Genomic DNA, 18,325 nt, shown 5'->3' with positions numbered 1-18,325 from the left:
AAATTAGGTTATAATATGTTTAATTAGCTTTAAAACCAATTATTAAATGATTATAATTTTTAGAGGTATTTAAGGTTTAATATAAACTTAAAAATTATAAATTCCTAATAATTAGAGAATATTTGTGGAATGTTATAATAGAAGGATGTGAAAATGACAGGTACACTTAAGGAAAGAATGAGTAGAATTGCAAATTTGATAGGTGCAATTTCTTTTGGAATATTAGTTTCTAGATATGCATCAAATTTTCCACGAATTCATATATTTATATTTTTTTATTTCATGAGTGTCTTAATAATGTGTTTTCTTATGTATAAGGCAGTGAAGCCAGGATTTGAGAATGGCGTTGCAGATGTGGCATTTTTTGCAATAATTCATTTGTTAAGAGTAGGTTTTGGATTAAAATCATTTTTATTCGGAGCTTATATATTTGTTTCAATAAGTTCAATTTTTCATAAAGCAAAGGAAATGGAAAAGGGAAAGGATCCTTTAAGAGGAGTTTTATATGTACTTATTGTGATAGTTGTAGTAATGATATTTTTAGAACGACCAACAATATGGTGGGAATTAACAAGTTTTGAAGCTATTAGTGATAGAATGTGGTTGTTCTTTGGATTAGTAGGTCTTGCAATGAGTATTTGATAGTTTATATTTTTGTATAATTTAAAATAAAAATAATAGATAAAAATAAAATTTGCAGAAGTGGAAAGGATAAAAGATAAAAAATGGCAAAAAGAGATTATTATGAAGTGCTTGGCGTACCCAAAAACGCTTCGGAACAGGATATAAAAAAAGCGTATAGGAGTATGGCAAAAAAATATCATCCAGATAGAAATAAGGATAATCCTGAAGCTGAAGCCAAATTTAAGGAAGTACAGGAAGCAAATGAAGTGTTAAGCGATCCGCAAAAAAGAGCGGCGTATGATCAATATGGACATGCAGCATTTGAAAATGGTGGAGCTGGAGCAGGTGGCTTTGGAGGACAAGGCTTCGGAGGCTTTGGCGGTGCTGGTGGCTTTGAGTTTGAAGGTTTTGGAGATATTTTTGATAGTTTTTTTGGTGGAAGAAGTCGAAGTCAAGGACCAAGAGTGCATCAAGGGGATGATTTAAGATATAATTTAACATTGACTCTTGAAGAAGTGGCTTTTGGTACAGAAAAAGAATTAAAATATAAAAGAAACGGGCAATGTAAAACTTGTCACGGAAGTGGTGCTGAACCAGGACACAATATGAAAACATGTGATAAATGTAATGGTTCAGGACATGTAAGAGTGCAACAGAGAACATTGTTTGGTATGACAAGTGGAATACAGGAATGTGACAAGTGTCACGGAACTGGAAAAATTCCTGAAAAAGAATGTCATACTTGTCATGGAACAGGATTGGAAAGAGAAATATTTACAAAAAAGGTAAGATTTCCATCAGGACTTCAGACTGGACAAAGATTAGTAGTAAGAGAGTGTGGAGACGCAGGGGCAAATGGTGGAGTCTTTGGGGATTTGCGAGTGCATATAACTGTTGCAAAGCATGATATTTTTGAAAGAATAAGTGAATATGATATTCATTGTGAAGTGCCTTTAAAAATGACAACGGCTATTTTAGGTGGAGAAGTGGAAGTGCCTACACTTAGTGGTAAGAAAAAAATAGTAATTCCTGAAGGGACTCAAAATGGAAAAACATTTAGATTGAGAAATGAAGGAATTAAATATGCTCGAAGTGAAAATAGAGGAGATGAAATTGTCGAAATAAAAGTGGAAACTCCAACAAATCTTAGTGATAAACAAAAGGAAATTTTACGTGAATTTGATGGTTCGCTTGACAATAAGAAAAATTACAAAAAGGCACATTCGTTTAAAGATAAAATAAAAAGATTTTTTAGTAAATTTGAAAATTAAAAAATTTTTTTTAGATTAAAATTTGAGTTGAAAAAAATAATAATTTGTATATTACACATGTTGTATAAAAAACGAAATACTGAAATTAAATGAAAAAATTCAAAAAAGTACTCTAATCTTAATTGATTAGGGTATTTTTTATGACATAATAATTAATAAACTTCACAACTTTAGTTTAACTTTATTTAAAATTATAAAAAATCAGTTTATTGACTTTTTATATTACAAGTGTTACAATAATAATATAAACAAAAAAGATGGAGGTTTTCTTATGAAACAGAATGCATTGATTAACAACATTGTTAAAATTGAAACAAAAGAAAAGGAAATTTTTAGAAATGTTCTTTTAGTATTAGGTGGAGTAGTATTTTTGAGTTTAATGGCTCAAGTTATGATTCCATTACCTTATACTCCAGTACCAATTACACTTGGAACATTTGGAGTCACATTAATGGCGTTGCTATATGGTAGAAAATTAGGAACTGCTACTATACTTTCCTATGTTGCGGCAGGTAGTTTAGGTGCCCCAGTTTTTGCTGGCGCTAAGGCAGGATCTTTATTTTCACCAACAGGAGGGTATATTTTAGGATATATTGTTTCTACAATGCTTTTAGGATATTTAGCTGATAAAGGAGTTACAAAATCTTACGTAAAAACAATTCTTTCATTAATGCTTTCTAGTACAATTATTTTGACATTAGGTGCATTGCAATTATCATTATTTGTAACTGGTAAAAATGTATTCATGATTGGTGTGTTACCTTTCCTTCCAGGAGATGCATTAAAATCAACAGCTGTAACCTTGCTTGTACCAACATTATGGAAATTTATTCCAAGAAAATAGTATAATAAAAAGAATTAATTAAATGAGTTATTTAAGAAGTTAAAATTAAAGTAAGAATACTTGATACAAAAAATTCCCGTTTTTAAAAAATTTAAATGGGAGTTTTTTTTGTAACCAAAGTTACACTATATTTTTGAAAAATGTTATACAATATGAATGGAGAAAAATTAATTTGAATTGATTTAGACGAGTTGGATATAAATAGTTTATTATAGCAGCTCCTATCAAACCTTTCAAACAAAGTACATTTTTTAATATTCAGATGAAAATCCTGATACTATTAAATGTACTTTTTATTTTTATGTTTAAATTAATTATAATTAGTGTGATATTAAATCATCCGGGTATATTATCTAAAAAAATTATTAAAGAAGTCTTGACAATCAAAGTATTTAGTGGTAATATAATAACGTTATTAGGCAAACCTAATTTATAGATTAGGTCAAACTAAAAAAGGAAGGAGTTGGAATGAGCAGAAGTATAGAAGATTATTTAAAAGGAATATATACTTTGAAAAAAAAGAAGGAATATTCTAATAAAAAACTTGCAGAATATTTAAATATATCTCCAGCTTCAGTCAGTGAAATGATAAAAAAGCTGGTAAATGATGATTATTTAACTATTGACAAAAAAACAGTAAAACTTACTGAAAAGGGGAATAAATTTGCACTTGACATTATACGTAAACATAGGGTTTGGGAAGTTTTTTTATTTGAAAGGCTAGGATATGATAAAGAGGAAGTACATAAGGAAGCAGAAATTTTGGAGCATGTAACAAGCAATAAGTTACTTCAAAAACTGGAAAAATTCTTATTTTACCCTAAAGAATGTCCACATGGCAGTCCAATTTTTTATGATGTAAAAAACTTCAATGAGGAAAATATTATAAAATTGTCTGAAGCTGAGGAAGATGACGAAGTTGTTATATTAAGTGTCGAAGATAATATCGAATTATATGATTATCTACGAGATTTGAATATAAATTTAAAGGAAGAATATATTGTCGACAAAAAGGATCCATTTGATGGGCCAATATATTTAAAAAGTAAAGCAAATCATGAAAAAGCAGTAGCTTTTAATGCGGCAACTATGATTAAAGTTTACAAAAAAAATGAAGACACGGAGGAAATAGATTATGAGTAAAAATAATATACTTAGAAAATTAAATTTAGTAATTGCAGTATGTGTAGCAATGATGCTACTAATATCTTGCGGTAAAAGTGGAGCTTCGTCAGGTAAAAAAATAAAAGTTACCACAACGACGACAATGCTTACTGACCTTGTAAAAACGATTGGTGGAGATAAAGTCGAAGTTACAGGACTTATGGGAGAAGGAGTAGATCCGCATTTGTATAGTGCCAGTGCAGGTGATATTGAAAAACTTGGAAATGCTGACATTATAGTGTATGGTGGATTGCACTTGGAAGGTAAAATGACAGAAATTTTTGAAAAATTAACTTCTCAAAACAAAAATATATTAAATGTTGGGGACAAACTGGATAAAAGCAAAATTCATCTAGTTGACCAAAATACTCCTGACCCGCATGTATGGTTTAATACAGAATTATGGGAAAAGGAAGCTGAGGCAGTAGAAGCCGAATTAAGTAAATATGATCCTAAAAATAGTGACTACTACAAAGAAAACCTGAAAAAATATAAAGCTGAACTAAATGAACTTACAACTTATGTAAAAACAAGAATTAATGAAATTCCTGAAAAAAGTAGAGTTCTTGTAACAGCTCATGATGCATTTAACTACTTTGGAGAACAATTTGGACTAGAAGTAAAAGCAATACAAGGTGTTTCTACAGATTCTGAAACTGGTACAAAAAATATAAGCGATTTGGCTAATTTCATAGTTGAAAGAAATATAAAAGCAATATTTGTAGAATCTTCTGTTCCGAAAAAAAGTATAGAAGCACTTCAGGAAGCTGTAAAGGCTAAAGGAAAAGAAGTTAAAATAGGTGGAGAATTGTACTCAGACTCACTGGGAGATGAAGCACACAACTCTGAAACTTATATTAAAACAGTTAAGGCAAACGCCGATACTATTGTAAATGCATTAAAATAAAATCGGTAATTATTTTTATTAATTATATATAAAATAATTCAAAAAAACATAGCAGAATAACTTTAATTATCACTCCCCTTTTATTATGTAAAACATAAAAAAATTCCTTAAAGTTGTTTTGCTATGTTATAATTTTTAAATTTAGGAGAGAAGTAAAATGAATCAAAATGTTTCTGATGATGTTATTATAAAAGTTGAAGATTTAACAATAGCATATGAAGATAAACCTGTTTTATGGGATGTTGAGCTGGGTATCAAAAAAGGTATTCTTATGGCGATAGTGGGGCCGAATGGAGCTGGGAAATCTACTTTGATTAAGGCGATGCTTGATTTGATAAATCCTGTCACTGGCGAGGTGAAATTTTATAATGAAAAATACGGTAAAGTAAGGGATAAGATTGCTTATGTACCTCAGAGAGGAAGTGTTGACTGGGATTTTCCGACTACTGTGTTTGATGTTGTGGAAATGGGACGTTATGGAAAAGTTGGATGGTTAAAGAAAGTTAGAAAAATTGATAAGGAAAAAACAAAGGAAGCTATTCACAAAGTGGAAATGGATGAGTTCTCAGATAGACAGATAAGCCAGTTATCTGGTGGGCAGCAGCAGAGGGTGTTTTTGGCACGGGCATTGGTTCAGGATGCTGAGATATACTTTATGGATGAGCCTTTTCAAGGTGTTGACAGCAAAACTGAAAAATCTATTGTAAATATTCTAAAAAAATTACGGGATGAGAAAAAGACTGTAATCGTTGTTCATCATGATTTACAAACGGTAAAAGATTATTTTGACTATGTGACGTTTATAAATGTTTCTGTTATAGCTTCCGGCCCTGTAGAGGAAATTTTTACTCCTGAAAATATTGAAAAAACATATAAAAGTAAAAAATTAACTCAAGATAATAAAAATCATCTTGAAATCGAAAAGGAGGATTAAAATGAATATATTAAATCTTCTTATTTCTGATCATACTTTTAGGACAGTTGCACTTGGCTGTTCATTACTTGGAATGGTTTCTGGAATACTTGGATGTTTTGCCGTTTTACGAAAGCAAAGTTTATTGGGAGATGCAGTTTCTCATGCTTCACTTCCTGGAGTTTGCCTGGCTTTTTTATTTACGAATGTGAAAAATACAGAAGTTTTGCTGCTAGGTGCGTTAATTACAGGAATTGTATGTATTGGTTTGATTCAATTAATTCAAAATTATACAAAAATAAAATTTGATAGTGCTTTGGCATTGATTTTATCTGTATTTTTTGGATTGGGATTAGTTTTACTTTCTTACTTGAATAAATTGCCGGGCGCGAATAAATCGGGATTAAATAAATTTATTTTTGGGCAGGCGTCAACATTTATTAAAAGAGATGTAAATATTATCCTGATTACCGGGATCGTTCTTCTAATTATAATTATTCTTTTCTGGAAGGAATTTAAAATTGTTTCATTTGACTCTGATTTTGCCAAGACATTGGGATTTCCAAGCAAGAAAATCGAAATATTAATTTCCATATTGATTGTAACTACTGTAATAATAGGTATTCAGGCGGCAGGAGTAATATTAATAAGTGCAATGCTTATTTCTCCAGCAGTTGCAGCACGGCAATGGACAGACAAACTTTCAATTATGGTAATTTTGGCAGCTTTTTTTGGAGGAATATCAGGTTTACTTGGAACTTTGATAAGTATAAGTGAAAGCAATTTGCCAACTGGACCTGTTATCGTTATAATTATAAGTATAATAGTGGTTATTAGTATTCTTTTTTCAAATAAAAGAGGTATTGTATTTAAAATTATAAGAAATCAAAAAAGAAAAAAAGAATTTAAAGAAAAACTTGAAAAGAAAAAAACTGAATTAAGTAGTTTAAAAATAAATAATCTGGAAAGGGGGAAATAAATTATGGGTTTTTCATTGGAAATACAGCTTATCGCAATAATGGTTGCAAGTGCCTGCTCTATTTTGGGAACATTTCTAGTTTTAAAAAGTATGGCGATGGTTTCAGATGCGATAACACACACTATCTTACTTGGAATTGTAGTTGCATTTTTTGCAGTTCATGATTTGAATTCCCCGTTGTTAATAGTAGGTGCAGGAATAGTTGGCGTTTTAACTGTTTACCTTGTGGAACTTCTTAATTCGACAAGGCTTGTCAAGGAAGATTCTGCAATTGGAGTGGTTTTTCCATTGTTATTCAGTATCGCTGTAATTTTAATCTCAAGGTATGCTGGAAATGTACATTTAGATGTTGATTCAGTATTATTGGGAGAATTGGCATTTGCTCCATTTAATAGGGTAGAAATATTTGGTTTTAGTGTTGCTAAAGGATTGGTTACGACTTTTGTTATATTTTTAATAAATTTATCTTTTGTAGTTATTTTTTTCAAGGAATTAAAAATTTCGGTATTTGATAAAGCTCTTGCAATAACTCTTGGAATGAAGCCAATATTAATTCATTACATTCTAATGTCACTTGTGTCAATGACAGCAGTATCCTCATTTGAGGCAGTAGGTTCAATATTGGTAGTTGCATTTATGATTGGTCCTCCAATTACAGCGTATTTATTAACAGATAAGCTAAAAGTAATGATAGGGTTAAGCCTTGTTCTAGGGGCTGTGGCAAGTGTGGCTGGATTTCATTTCGCAAGATTTTTTGATATTTCAATTGCAGGAAGTATCGCAGTTGTAATTGGTATAATTTTCCTTTTAACATTGATATTTTCTCCAAAGAAAGGATTAATTTTCACAATAAGTCGAAAAAAATCTCAAAAAATGGCATTTTCTGTTAGAATATTGCTAATCCATTTATCAAACCATGTAAATACAAAACAGGAAAAAGATGAATGCGGAATTGACACCATTGATAATCATTTGCGTTGGAATAAGGGATTTTTGAATAAAGTTATTGGAAAAGCTAAAAAGGAAAAATATATTTATGTTGATGGCACAGTTTACAAACTTTCTGAAAAGGGAGAGAAGTATTTGCAGTTAAATAATAAATAATAATAATTAATTTTCAGTCTTTGTATGGAGGCTGATTTTTTTGTTTTTATTTTTTAAGAATAAAAAGTTGTAGTTATTCTATAAATGAGAAAAATATTTGACTATAATAGTGTTAAATTATTGGATTTGAAGGATATAATGAATTTCTAATCTAAAAAAAAAAAAATAAGGTGATTAAAACAGAAATATTAAAAACATAGGATATACTAGAATAAAAGAAAGAAATGTAAAAATTTTATAAAATTTAGGAGAAGTTGCTATGAGAAATTTATTCAGAGTATTGATTTTGATTTCATTTGTAATGAGTTTGAGCAGTTGTGAATTATTTGATGTAAATGAATGGAGAGAAGCACGAGAACAGATGGATGCGGCAGGATTTATGTGTGATGGACATGGAAATTGTGGATATACACGTCCTTATTGTACTGATGATGGAGAAAGATATGAATGCAGCAGTAGTCCTTATTAATTGGGTACTGTATTCAAAACAAATAATGATTTAGGACAGGAGGAGCTTTTATGAAAAGGTTTGTTAAATTTTTAATTATTTCAATTGTAACAATATTGTTTGTTACTAGCTGCATAACTACAGCAGGTTATACAAGAGATTGCGATGATGATGGAAAATGTAGTTATCATAGATATTCTTATTAAAAAAAATATTTTAAGATTGTTAGGAAAGACTGGCTTGGAAAGTAAATTTTCAGATCCAGTCTTTTTTATTTTGTTAAAAATTTGGATATATTTTAAAAGCCTTCACAATGTAAAAAAACAGGAATGTATGATAAAATATAAAAAAATTGTTTTAGGTGGTGCAGAATATGAATAAAAATATTAAAAAATTTGATGAAAATTATGTTTTACTGGAAGAAATGTTTGAAGATGATTATTATCCAAAATTTCTTGTAGAAAAAGTGGAAAAATTGATTAGAAATGTTATTGAATTTTTGGAAACTGGGGAGAATGATGTTGAAATTGTTCAGAAAAAGTTGGATGAAATGACAATTGGGATTAATGATTTGGAAGATGAGTTTTATGAAAATGAAAGCGAGATTGAAACTGTTGCGAGAGATAGCATTGGTGTAACTGTGGAATATGTGTTGAAGTGGTTTGGGATAGATATTGACATTGAAGAGGCGATTCGGGAAAGAGAATGGTAAAAAAGTTAAATGAAAAAATTAATGAAAGTGGATAAAAAAGATGAAAATATTTGTAAATGTAAAGCAAATTGGGAAAAGAAAAAATAAAATTGATAAGAAGAAATATGAAATTAGCGAGAAAATAACGACTGTAAAGGAGCTTTTGACAGAATTTGTTACGATAAATGTAAATGAATTTAATAATGGATTTACTGAAAATGATATTGTTCCATATTTGACTGATAAGAAAATTAATGATTTGTCTGATGCTGGGAAAATTTCGTTTGGGGTGGATTATAATGAGCAAAAGCAAGATTTAGAAAAGGCGATTGAAAATGCATTACAAAGTTATGAAGATGGAATTTACAGGGTCTTTGTAAATGATGAAGAAATGGGAGAGATTGATTGTGAGATAAATTTGAAAGAGAATGATGAGTTGACATTTGTTAGGCTTACGATGTTGGCGGGGAGAATGTGGTAAGTAATATTTGAAAATTACTAAAATAAAAAATACTATAAAAGCCGTTACTAAATAAAGTAACACAAAACGTAAAAATTAAAAAACATACTTTAAGGTAAATATATAATTAATAAATTAAAAAAATAATTTACAAGGAGAATTTATTATGGTAATAGATTACAACATTCCTGACAAATTGAAAAACAGTTACAGAACGAAATTGTCAAAGGAAAAGGAAAAATTAAACCCAGAAAGTAGAAAATTTATTGAAAATGCGTTGAAAGGAACTGTTAAAACTGGAGAATATGAGTATGAAATTTTTGCAATTGCAGAAATAAAAAAGAAAATTAAAAATATTGAAAATGTTACTCTTCAAGATATTTTTCCAAAAGAAATTTATCCTGCTTTGGATGCTATGATTGGAAAGAATTTTAGAGAATTTTTTATTGAAATTTGTGAACAAACTGTACTAACTCCTTATACAAAAGGATATTATAGAAAAATGATACTAAGTTCGAATTATAGAGATCATTTGCGGGATATGTGGGATATTTTGACACGTTTTGTGAAATTCCATATTTTGGAATTGGATATTATGAAAATTTTGAAAAAGGAGTATGATACGAAACAGTATGGGAATATTGACGCAGAATCTTATCTTTTAGCTGAAATTAATAGAGGCAATAAAGAAGTTATTGAGTTTTTGAAAGAAATGATTTTGAGTGATAACAATACATTTGTATTAGATTATACAACTTTTAGGGCAATTTTTTCGTCAAATAATCGCGAGCTTGTGGAATTAGTTGGGAAATTACTATTGGCTGCAAAGCTTCAGGAAGGGCTACGACAGGCTATTTGTGAAACGATGGATGGCGGAACGGTGGAAAACTTTAATTATATGTTTAAAATTGTTTATGATAATGATTTATTACGTTTTTCATCAGTAAAAAGAGCTTTGGCAACATGGACTGGAATTGGCGAAATGTATGCAGACAGGGTTAGCAAAAAGGAAATCGAGATTATCAATAAACTCATGGAAAATCCGAAATATGCTAATGAGCTTTTGAAAAGTGAGGACAATGTAGAAGTTTTGCTAGGGCTTTGGCAAAAGGGAAGAGAAGATGTTTCGGTGGCTGTAAAAGCGATTGAAAAACTTATAAATACTGGAAAACGTCACACTGTTTTGCTTGCTTCCTACTACCTTGATATTATTCAAAATCCAGACTTATCTCAAAAAATTTCAAAAAAAGTTATTCAAAAAAATCCTGATGATTTGGAAATTTATGCATGCTATTCAAGTAATCTTGTGGGAAATGTAAACACTTATCAGATCTTTCAGAGAATAAATAATGGAAAAGTTAAATTGAGTGATTTTTTTGACAATGAAGGTGAGGCAAAAGAATTTTTTGAAATACTTGAAAATTTAGTTAAACAAATGACAAAAGTTAGAAAAGATTTTTCTCCTTGTATTTTCCCATGGTATTCGGTTACGCTTTATAAAGTAGCAATTGTTGATAAAATGGCACTAATATCACTCTTTTTGAAAGGTGAGTATATTGATAAAATTTTAGATTATGCGAAATTTCTTAATTATTATACAAAAGAGGATATTCTACAGCTTGTTGCTCAAAAATTTGAGAATGAAAATCATGAAAAATTTGTGATTGGTAGTTTAAAAGATGGTGCAGTAACTAATAAAGCCTTTGAAATAGCTAAAAAACATAATTTAGTCCAAAAATATTGTAAAGAAATGGAAGAAATGCTAAAGTTAAAAACTCCAGAAGTTCGTAAAAATCTGATTAATTTACTTTATTTGCAGAAAAAAACGGCATTTTATGAAAGTGTTGAAAATCTTATAAAGACAAAGGATGTAAATAAACGGCTCGCTGCATTTGACTTGATTTTGAAGGCTAAAAATGAGAAAAAAGACGATATGAAAACATTGAAGAAGTACGTAAAACTTGTTAAAGAACCTACTTCAAGTGAAATTGTTTTAATTAGTGAAATTAATAGGGAAGAGAAAAAAGCTGTTAATGAGGAACTTAAATATAACATTAATTATGAACCAAGTTTTGAAAATAAAGAATTTTTAGAGAAAAAATTAGATATAAAACAAATATTTACAAAGTCTATTGATGAACTTTTGGAAATTGTAAAAAAATTAAACGATTTGTATGTGAAATACGAAAATTATGAGTACAAAACTGCTTATGGCGAAGAAGTTTTGCTTTCTAATACATTTTCTCCTATTTTTTCTTCGGATAGAAAATACGATTATGGAAATCAGAAATTGGAGGATTATCCACTGGAGGAAGTATGGCGGGAATTTTACAAAACAGAAATTAAGGATTTTGAAACACTGTACCAAGTCTATTTATTTACAAAGGAAAGATTTTCAGCAAAGGAATATTTAAACTATACGAATGAAATGCTTGGATTTGGTGCAAATAACCTAATTGAAAAAATAATATTTGAACAAAGAAAAAATAATGATTTAAAACATTTTGAGGTAAATAAAGGATATTATTATTCAGTTGGAAAAATATCTCAAATTATATATTTGCTTATAAATGAATACAAAAATGAAGAAAAAAATAAAAAATATTGTTATAAATTTGGAAAAACTGTATTTTCTTATGTTTACAATCACTTGGATGAAAGCAAGATTTTGACAAAGCAGGGGAAAAATCATTGGGGAAGAGATGAGACCAAAGAAATGTATTCAAGCATTTTTGACAATAATCTAATTTTTCGAGAGGCTAAAAATAATATGGGATATTATCCAAATGAGAAGGAATTTGGTGAGCAGTTTATCCTAAAATATGAAATTTATAAAAAAATGTACAATTATATACAAAAGAAAAATGGAGAATTAAATGGCGAGCTCATTTCACTTTATGAATTTGCTTTTGCTGTAACAAAAGGAATTATTACAAAAGACGAGTTTTATATTGAAGTACTTAATCGCGGAAACGTAAAGGATAATATAAGAACTTTGTGCAATTTTATTTATAATAATGAAGATTCTAAAAAAAATCAAGATGAACAGAAAGTTATGGAATTTTTTAGAACAGAAGGACAAAAAATAATAGACTATATTTTGGATTTGGAGTTTAAAAGAGGGGAAAATCCCGTGGAATACTCAAATACGATTCATCAGATACCTCTTGTAAAAGGTATTGACAATCTTATCAAGATTTTGATGGCACTGGGGAATGAAAAGCTGAAAAGAGGTGGTTATTATTCCTACTATTACAGTGATGATTCCAAAAAATCAAATTTGAGCCATCTTCTGAAAAATAGCCAGCCTAATAAAAATGACACCAGTGAACTTTTTGCAAAAAAAATAAAAGGAAGCAAAATCAGTCAGCAGCGGCTTATAGAAGTTGCAATGTATGCACCACATTGGATATCACTTATTCAGGGATATTTAGGCTGGAAAGGAATGGAAAGTGCCTGTTACTATTTTCATGCTCATATAAGTGATGTGTCTAAAAATATGGAAAGTCTATTTGCCAAATATACTCCTATTTCAGTTGAAGATTTGGCTGTGGGAGCTTTTGACATTGACTGGTTCAAGTCTGCTTATAAGGAGCTGGGGAAAAAACGCTTTGAGATGCTTTATGAGGCGGCAAAATATGTATCAGATGGAGCAAAGCATTCACGGGCAAGAATGTTTGCAGACGCTGTACAAGGAAAGTTAAAATTAAAGGAAACTGAAACAAAGATTCAAGACAAGAGAAATAAAGACTTGGTTGCTAGCTATTCATTAATTCCATTAAAAAAGGCTCGTGACAAAGATTTACTTCATAGGTACAAATTTTTGCAGAAATTTCTAAAAGAAAGTAAGCAGTTTGGAGCTCAGCGTCGGGCAAGCGAGGCAAAGGCTTTTGAAATATCGCTTGAAAATTTATCAAGAAATGCTGGATATTCAGATGTAATTCGTTTAATTTGGAGTATGGAAACAGCTTTAATTAATGAAATGCAAAAATATTTTGAGCCAAAAATAATTGACGAAATATCGGTGTTTATAAAAATTGATGAATTTGGACAAACTAAAACAGTTTTTGAAAAAAATGGAAAAACTTTGAAAACAATGCCAGTAAAACTAAAGAAAAATAAATATATTGAAGAAATTAAGGAAGTTAATAAAAATTTGAAGGAACAATATAGACGTTCTAAAAAAATGCTAGAAGAGGCAATGGAAGACGGTACAGAATTCTACAATTATGAAATAAAAAATCTAATGGAAAATCCTGTAATTTCACCATTGCTGGACACTCTCGTTTTCAAATCTGAAAACAATCTTGGTTACTACAGTGATGGTACTCTTGTAACTGTAAATGGAGAAATTCTCGAACTTGAAGAAAGTCAAGTGTTAAAAATTGCTCATGCTCTTGATTTGTATAACAGTGGAAAATGGAGCGAGTACCAGCAAGACTTATTCACAAAACAGATAAAACAGCCGTTTAAACAGATATTTAGAGAAATTTATATAAAAACTCAGGATGAAAAAGGCAAGGAAAATTCATTAAGATATGCTGGACATCAAATTCAGCCAAATAAAACTGTTGCTGTACTAAAAAATAGAAGATGGGTTGCTGATTATGAAGAAGGGCTGCAAAAAATTTATTATAAAAATAATATTATAGCAAAAATTTATGCAATGGCAGACTGGTTTTCTCCATCTGATATTGAAGCTCCAACACTTGAATGGGTTTGTTTTTACGACAGAAAGACCTTTAAACCGATGCTTATAGATGATATTCCTGATTTAATCTTTACAGAAGTAATGAGAGATGTGGATCTGGCTGTAAGTGTAGCTCATGTTGGCGGTGTTGATCCTGAAGCTAGTCATTCGACTGTTGAAATGAGAAAAGCTATTGTTGAGTTTAATCTTAAATTATTTAAACTTAAAAATATTACATTTACTGAAAAACATGCTATAATAAAAGGTGAACGTGCAGAATACACAGTTCATTTGGGAAGTGGAGTAGTTCATCAGAGAGCAGGAGCTGAAATAAATGTACTTCCAATACATTCTCAGCATAGAGGAAGGATATTTCTACCATTTGTTGATGAAGATCCCAAAACAGCTGAAATTATGAGTAAAATCATTTTATTTGCAGAAGACACTAAAATAAAGGATCCGTTTATTTTAGAACAAATTAAGTAATACTATTTTTCCATTTAAATAATGAATTTATTAAAAATTTTTATTTAGCAAATAATTCTTGGTCTTTCATTACTAACTAACTAAAATATAATGTTTATTGTTTAAATGGAATTTAGTATAAAATGACAAAAATAGAAAGGAAAAATTTTGGAAAGTTTTATTTTTTTAGGGCTAATTTTATTAGTTGGTGCAATTACACAGAATAAATCCATAGTTTATGCAACAATTTTCGTGTTAATTTTAAAAGTTTTATTTAATATTACAGAAAGTTATAAATTAAAAGGAATTGATATTCAAAATTTTATGACTCAATTTAGAAAAGAAGGTATAAATTGGGGTGTTTTAGTAATCACAGTTGCTATTTTAATTCCTATTGCTACAGGAGAAATTGGTTTTTCTCATTTATTAAATGCTTTTAAATCTCCAATTGGATGGATTGCGATTATAAGTGGAATTACCGTTTCTATTCTTTCTTCAAAAGGAATAGGATTACTCTCGGGGCAGCCTGAAATTACAGTCGCTCTAGTAATTGGAACAATAATGGGAGTTGTATTTTTTAAAGGGATTGCGGCAGGGCCTGTTATTGCTAGTGGAATTACTTTTTGTATTTTGAGAGTTGTTGAATTGTTTTTTAAAAAATGATTTTAAAGAAGTATTGTTGTTATGTCCAATAATGATTTAATTTATAATAAGAAAAGTTGTAACTGAAATTAAAAGCTACAACTCTTCTTATTTTTTTATTTTTTAAATAATTATTTTTATAACAAACCTATATTAGAAGTTAAATCTAAGCCCTGTTGTAAACACATTGTTATTTCCTTTACCTTTTCCACTATCAATTGAACCATCATAGTTTACATACCATCCAAATTTAGAATTTACTTCAGTCAATGCTCCAACTCCTATCCAAGTTCTATTTTTAGCAAGTCCTATTCCTTTTACCTTGAATGTTGCTCCTGGTAGTCCTGTATATCTTGCATTAAAACTTAAATCTTGATCATTGAAGGCTCTTTGATGTGTTACATAACCTTGGAATGTAGTCTTGCTTTCACTATTCCAGTTTACAGCTTTTCCAATTCTAACTCCAAGTAATGCAGCTGTCTGGTTATAATTTTTCTTGTCAGCAGTCAATCCAAATTGACTCTTTTCTTCTGAGAATGATCCTCTTACAACTGTATCGTGAGTTAGTCCCACAAATGGTGTTACAACAAAGTCTCCATTACCATTTTTAATATCATATCCTGTTTCTAAATATCCAGAATAAACTTTATCATTATGGTTAATTTTAGCTCTTGTGTAATCATTAGTACTTAAAATAATATCTCTTTCAACATCACTGTCAACAAATCCAACTCCAAAACGTCCTTGCAAGTAGAATGGAATATTTTTGTTTCCTAATCTTCCATATAGTGAAACTCCAAAGTTATTAGCATCAGATTTACCACCATATCTGTTAAATTTAACGTTAGCTTTTGAATAAGACAATGCAGTACCTAAAATCAAGTTTTCACCAAATTGCTTATCAACTCCAACTTGCCCACCAACGACTTTAGTATCTCCTTTACCGTATCCATCTTGTTTTAATGTACCATTAGCTCCCAATCCAGAAATCCATAGTCCAAAATTATCTCCAACATTGTCAAGAGTACCAAGCATAACTAATCTATTTGACAAGTCCTTATTTACAGTTTGTGAATGTTGGAAAGTAAGAGCTTGTGCAGAAGCATAAATTTGTCCAGATAAGCTATCTAAAACAGCAGCTCTGTTAGAAGAAGTAAGAGCTTGTAAAGTAGCAGCTTTTCTTTCAAACTGAGCGACATTTCCAGCAGTACCATTTTCTATATTTTGATCTAATTTTTGGAAGGCAGTTTCCAAGTTTTGTGCAGTGTTTTTTTGCATTTCGTCAGATCCTGCAATTTTTTCCACATAGTCTAATACATTTTTTCTGTTTACATTTGCAGAAACAGTATTTTCATTTTGATTAATTTTAGCATTTAACATTTCATCAGTGTTTACATTTTCAAAATTTCCTTCGATTTTGTGGTCTGATGTAATTACATTTTGTGTAGTCCCATTAGCTGTCACATATTTTCTTTCTCCATGTTCTTCTGGTTTAATTTCAAGTCTTGAATTATTTAAATTAACTTTTCCTTGTACATGTAAGTTAGAATTTAAATCTGTTACAACTCTTGAATTTTCCAAAGCCTCATAATTTCCAGAAACTTGTGTTGAACCAGAATTTTCTATAATACCATTATTTGTAATATCATTTTTTATTACAGCATTATTTGTAGAAAGAATAGCTTGTTTTTTGACATTTATTGATGAAGCATAAACACCATTTACTTGTAATCTTCCTGCATTTACTGTTGTTGGACCTGTAAATGTAGAGTTTCCAGATAAAATTAAATCTCCAGAACCATCTTTAATTACACCAGCATCTCCTGAAATATCATTTGAAAAAGTATAACTTCCATTTGGAATATTAATAGTTACATTATCTTCAAGTGCAAGCTGTTTACTAAATAATGCAGGTCCTTTAAGAGCTTTATCAATATTTAAAAGTCCCCATCCATAAATATCATCAACTCCAGTTGCTCCTATGTCAGTTGCAGTTGATAAAATTGTTTGACGAATTAGACTAGCATCCATCCAAGGATATTTTTCTTTAATCAATGCCGCTGTTCCTGTTACAAGTGGTGCGGCAAACGAAGAACCACCACCCACATAATTTTTTCCTTTTATTGAGAATACTTGATCTCCAACTGCTGTCACAGTCCAATTTTTTGCAACTCCTGCAGGTGAAAGCGGTGTCAAGTTATCCCAGCTTGTATCTCCTAATTTTGATTCTTCTTTTGAAGTTAATGCAACTACATTTATCCATCCTTTTTCAAGTCCACTTTCAAAATAAGGCAATCCTCCTTCAAGTGTAGATTGTGTATCAGATGAATCATTTCCTGCAGCCCATACAAATAACGAACCGTTATTTACTTCATCTCTATAGAATTCAAGTATATTGCTTCCTATTTGATGCCCATAATAATGGCTAGAAGTTGAAGTATTGTTAAAATCTGTTACTACTCCGTCAATTCCAAATGATTGGTTATAAATAGTAACCCCTTGATTTTTTAAGGCTTGATACATTTCCAGTGTTATTTTAGGATATACTCCTTTCTCACCTTGTTTACTAGAATCAATGGCATAAACAGTTGCATTTTTTGCAATTCCAGCAGAAGAACCTGCTGCAAGATCAGCTACAACTATACCATGATCATCATTCGCAGTAGATTCAGCTGTGAATCCAGGAACTGTAAGTTTTGACAAACGACTTCCAAATTTTGCTGATAAATCTGCATCAAATGATGAATTTTGGAATCCTACATCAATAATTCCGATTTTAACATTGGAACCTGTAAATGTCGAATTCGAATTGTTATGTGGGTTATCTTTGTTGTATGAAAAAGTGGAGTCGTTCCATGCAATTGAACTAGCTGATTTAGTTACAGTTGGCTTAGTTTTTACTGGTGCTGTAGGTAGAGAACCAGTATCAGACGTTGGAGTGCTTGATGATGTGGAACCACCACCGCCACCTCCTCCACCGCCACCACAACTTACTAATAATGCAGTTAACGCAATAAGAATTGATTTTTTTCTGAAGTTATGTTTTTTAGAATACTTTTTTATATCTTCATTAAATTTTTCTAAATTAGCAGTCATAACTATCTATCTCCCTTCAATATATAT

General features: G+C 30.2%; 16 protein-coding genes. 15 read left to right on the top strand and 1 reads right to left on the bottom strand.

Annotated features, from left to right (window positions below; genetic code table 11):
- Positions 1-153 precede the first annotated feature (153 nt).
- From BQ5344_RS01720 to BQ5344_RS01655, 15 genes are all read left to right on the top strand, one after another.
- On the top strand, positions 154-642 hold the full coding sequence (locus BQ5344_RS01720) for a hypothetical protein (RefSeq protein WP_071123922.1): 489 nt from the start codon (positions 154-156) through the stop codon (positions 640-642).
- Positions 643-725: 83 nt separating this feature from the next.
- Positions 726-1,895 (top strand): molecular chaperone DnaJ, encoded by a 1,170-nt coding sequence (dnaJ, locus tag BQ5344_RS01715; protein ID WP_071123921.1) that lies wholly within the window; start codon positions 726-728, stop codon positions 1,893-1,895.
- A 271-nt stretch (positions 1,896-2,166) separates the two neighbouring features.
- A complete protein-coding gene (locus tag BQ5344_RS01710; RefSeq protein WP_021769882.1) occupies positions 2,167-2,739 on the top strand; it encodes a biotin transporter BioY in 573 nt (190 codons plus the stop codon).
- A 468-nt stretch (positions 2,740-3,207) separates the two neighbouring features.
- Positions 3,208-3,882 (top strand): metal-dependent transcriptional regulator, encoded by a 675-nt coding sequence (locus tag BQ5344_RS01705; protein ID WP_071123920.1) that lies wholly within the window; start codon positions 3,208-3,210, stop codon positions 3,880-3,882.
- The gene (locus tag BQ5344_RS01700) at positions 3,875-4,810 is read left to right on the top strand and encodes a metal ABC transporter solute-binding protein, Zn/Mn family (RefSeq protein WP_071123919.1); all 936 of its coding nucleotides are present in this window, start codon (positions 3,875-3,877) and stop codon (positions 4,808-4,810) included. The genes BQ5344_RS01705 and BQ5344_RS01700 overlap by 8 nt, the downstream gene beginning before the upstream one ends.
- Before the next feature lie 157 nt (positions 4,811-4,967).
- Entirely contained in the window at positions 4,968-5,744 is a 777-nt protein-coding gene (locus BQ5344_RS01695) for a metal ABC transporter ATP-binding protein (RefSeq protein ID WP_071123918.1), read from the top strand.
- A gap of 1 nt (position 5,745) precedes the next feature.
- Positions 5,746-6,702, top strand: coding sequence for a metal ABC transporter permease (locus tag BQ5344_RS01690; protein ID WP_071123917.1), 957 nt, complete (start codon positions 5,746-5,748; stop codon positions 6,700-6,702).
- A 3-nt stretch (positions 6,703-6,705) separates the two neighbouring features.
- On the top strand, positions 6,706-7,806 hold the full coding sequence (locus BQ5344_RS01685; RefSeq protein ID WP_071123916.1) for a metal ABC transporter permease: 1,101 nt from the start codon (positions 6,706-6,708) through the stop codon (positions 7,804-7,806).
- A gap of 259 nt (positions 7,807-8,065) precedes the next feature.
- The gene (locus BQ5344_RS01680; RefSeq protein ID WP_071123915.1) at positions 8,066-8,275 is read left to right on the top strand and encodes a hypothetical protein; all 210 of its coding nucleotides are present in this window, start codon (positions 8,066-8,068) and stop codon (positions 8,273-8,275) included.
- 50 nt (positions 8,276-8,325) lie between these two features.
- Entirely contained in the window at positions 8,326-8,460 is a 135-nt protein-coding gene (locus BQ5344_RS12495) for a hypothetical protein (RefSeq protein WP_268872957.1), read from the top strand.
- Entirely contained in the window at positions 8,420-8,635 is a 216-nt protein-coding gene (locus tag BQ5344_RS01675; protein ID WP_158662987.1) for a hypothetical protein, read from the top strand. The genes BQ5344_RS12495 and BQ5344_RS01675 overlap by 41 nt, the downstream gene beginning before the upstream one ends.
- Entirely contained in the window at positions 8,628-8,966 is a 339-nt protein-coding gene (locus BQ5344_RS01670; protein WP_021769874.1) for a DUF5713 family protein, read from the top strand. The genes BQ5344_RS01675 and BQ5344_RS01670 overlap by 8 nt, the downstream gene beginning before the upstream one ends.
- 40 nt (positions 8,967-9,006) lie before the next feature.
- Positions 9,007-9,426: a hypothetical protein gene (locus tag BQ5344_RS01665; RefSeq protein WP_021769873.1), complete on the top strand. Its 420-nt coding sequence runs from the start codon at positions 9,007-9,009 to the stop codon at positions 9,424-9,426.
- Between the two features lie 145 nt (positions 9,427-9,571).
- Positions 9,572-14,581 carry a DUF4132 domain-containing protein gene (locus tag BQ5344_RS01660; RefSeq protein WP_071123913.1) on the top strand — a complete coding sequence of 1,670 codons (5,010 nt, stop codon included), beginning with the start codon at positions 9,572-9,574 and terminating at the stop codon, positions 14,579-14,581.
- A 147-nt stretch (positions 14,582-14,728) separates the two neighbouring features.
- Complete coding sequence (locus BQ5344_RS01655) at positions 14,729-15,223, top strand: DUF441 domain-containing protein (protein ID WP_021769871.1); 495 nt, start codon at positions 14,729-14,731, stop codon at positions 15,221-15,223.
- A gap of 132 nt (positions 15,224-15,355) precedes the next feature.
- On the opposite strand, the gene BQ5344_RS01650 is transcribed toward BQ5344_RS01655, so the two are convergent.
- Entirely contained in the window at positions 15,356-18,298 is a 2,943-nt protein-coding gene (locus tag BQ5344_RS01650; RefSeq protein ID WP_071123912.1) for an autotransporter domain-containing protein, read from the bottom strand.
- Positions 18,299-18,325: the final 27 nt, after the last annotated feature.

This window comes from Leptotrichia massiliensis (assembly GCF_900104625.1).
Taxonomy (GTDB): Bacteria; Fusobacteriota; Fusobacteriia; order Fusobacteriales; family Leptotrichiaceae; genus Leptotrichia; species Leptotrichia massiliensis.
This window is presented reverse-complemented; position numbering and strand designations above follow the sequence as displayed.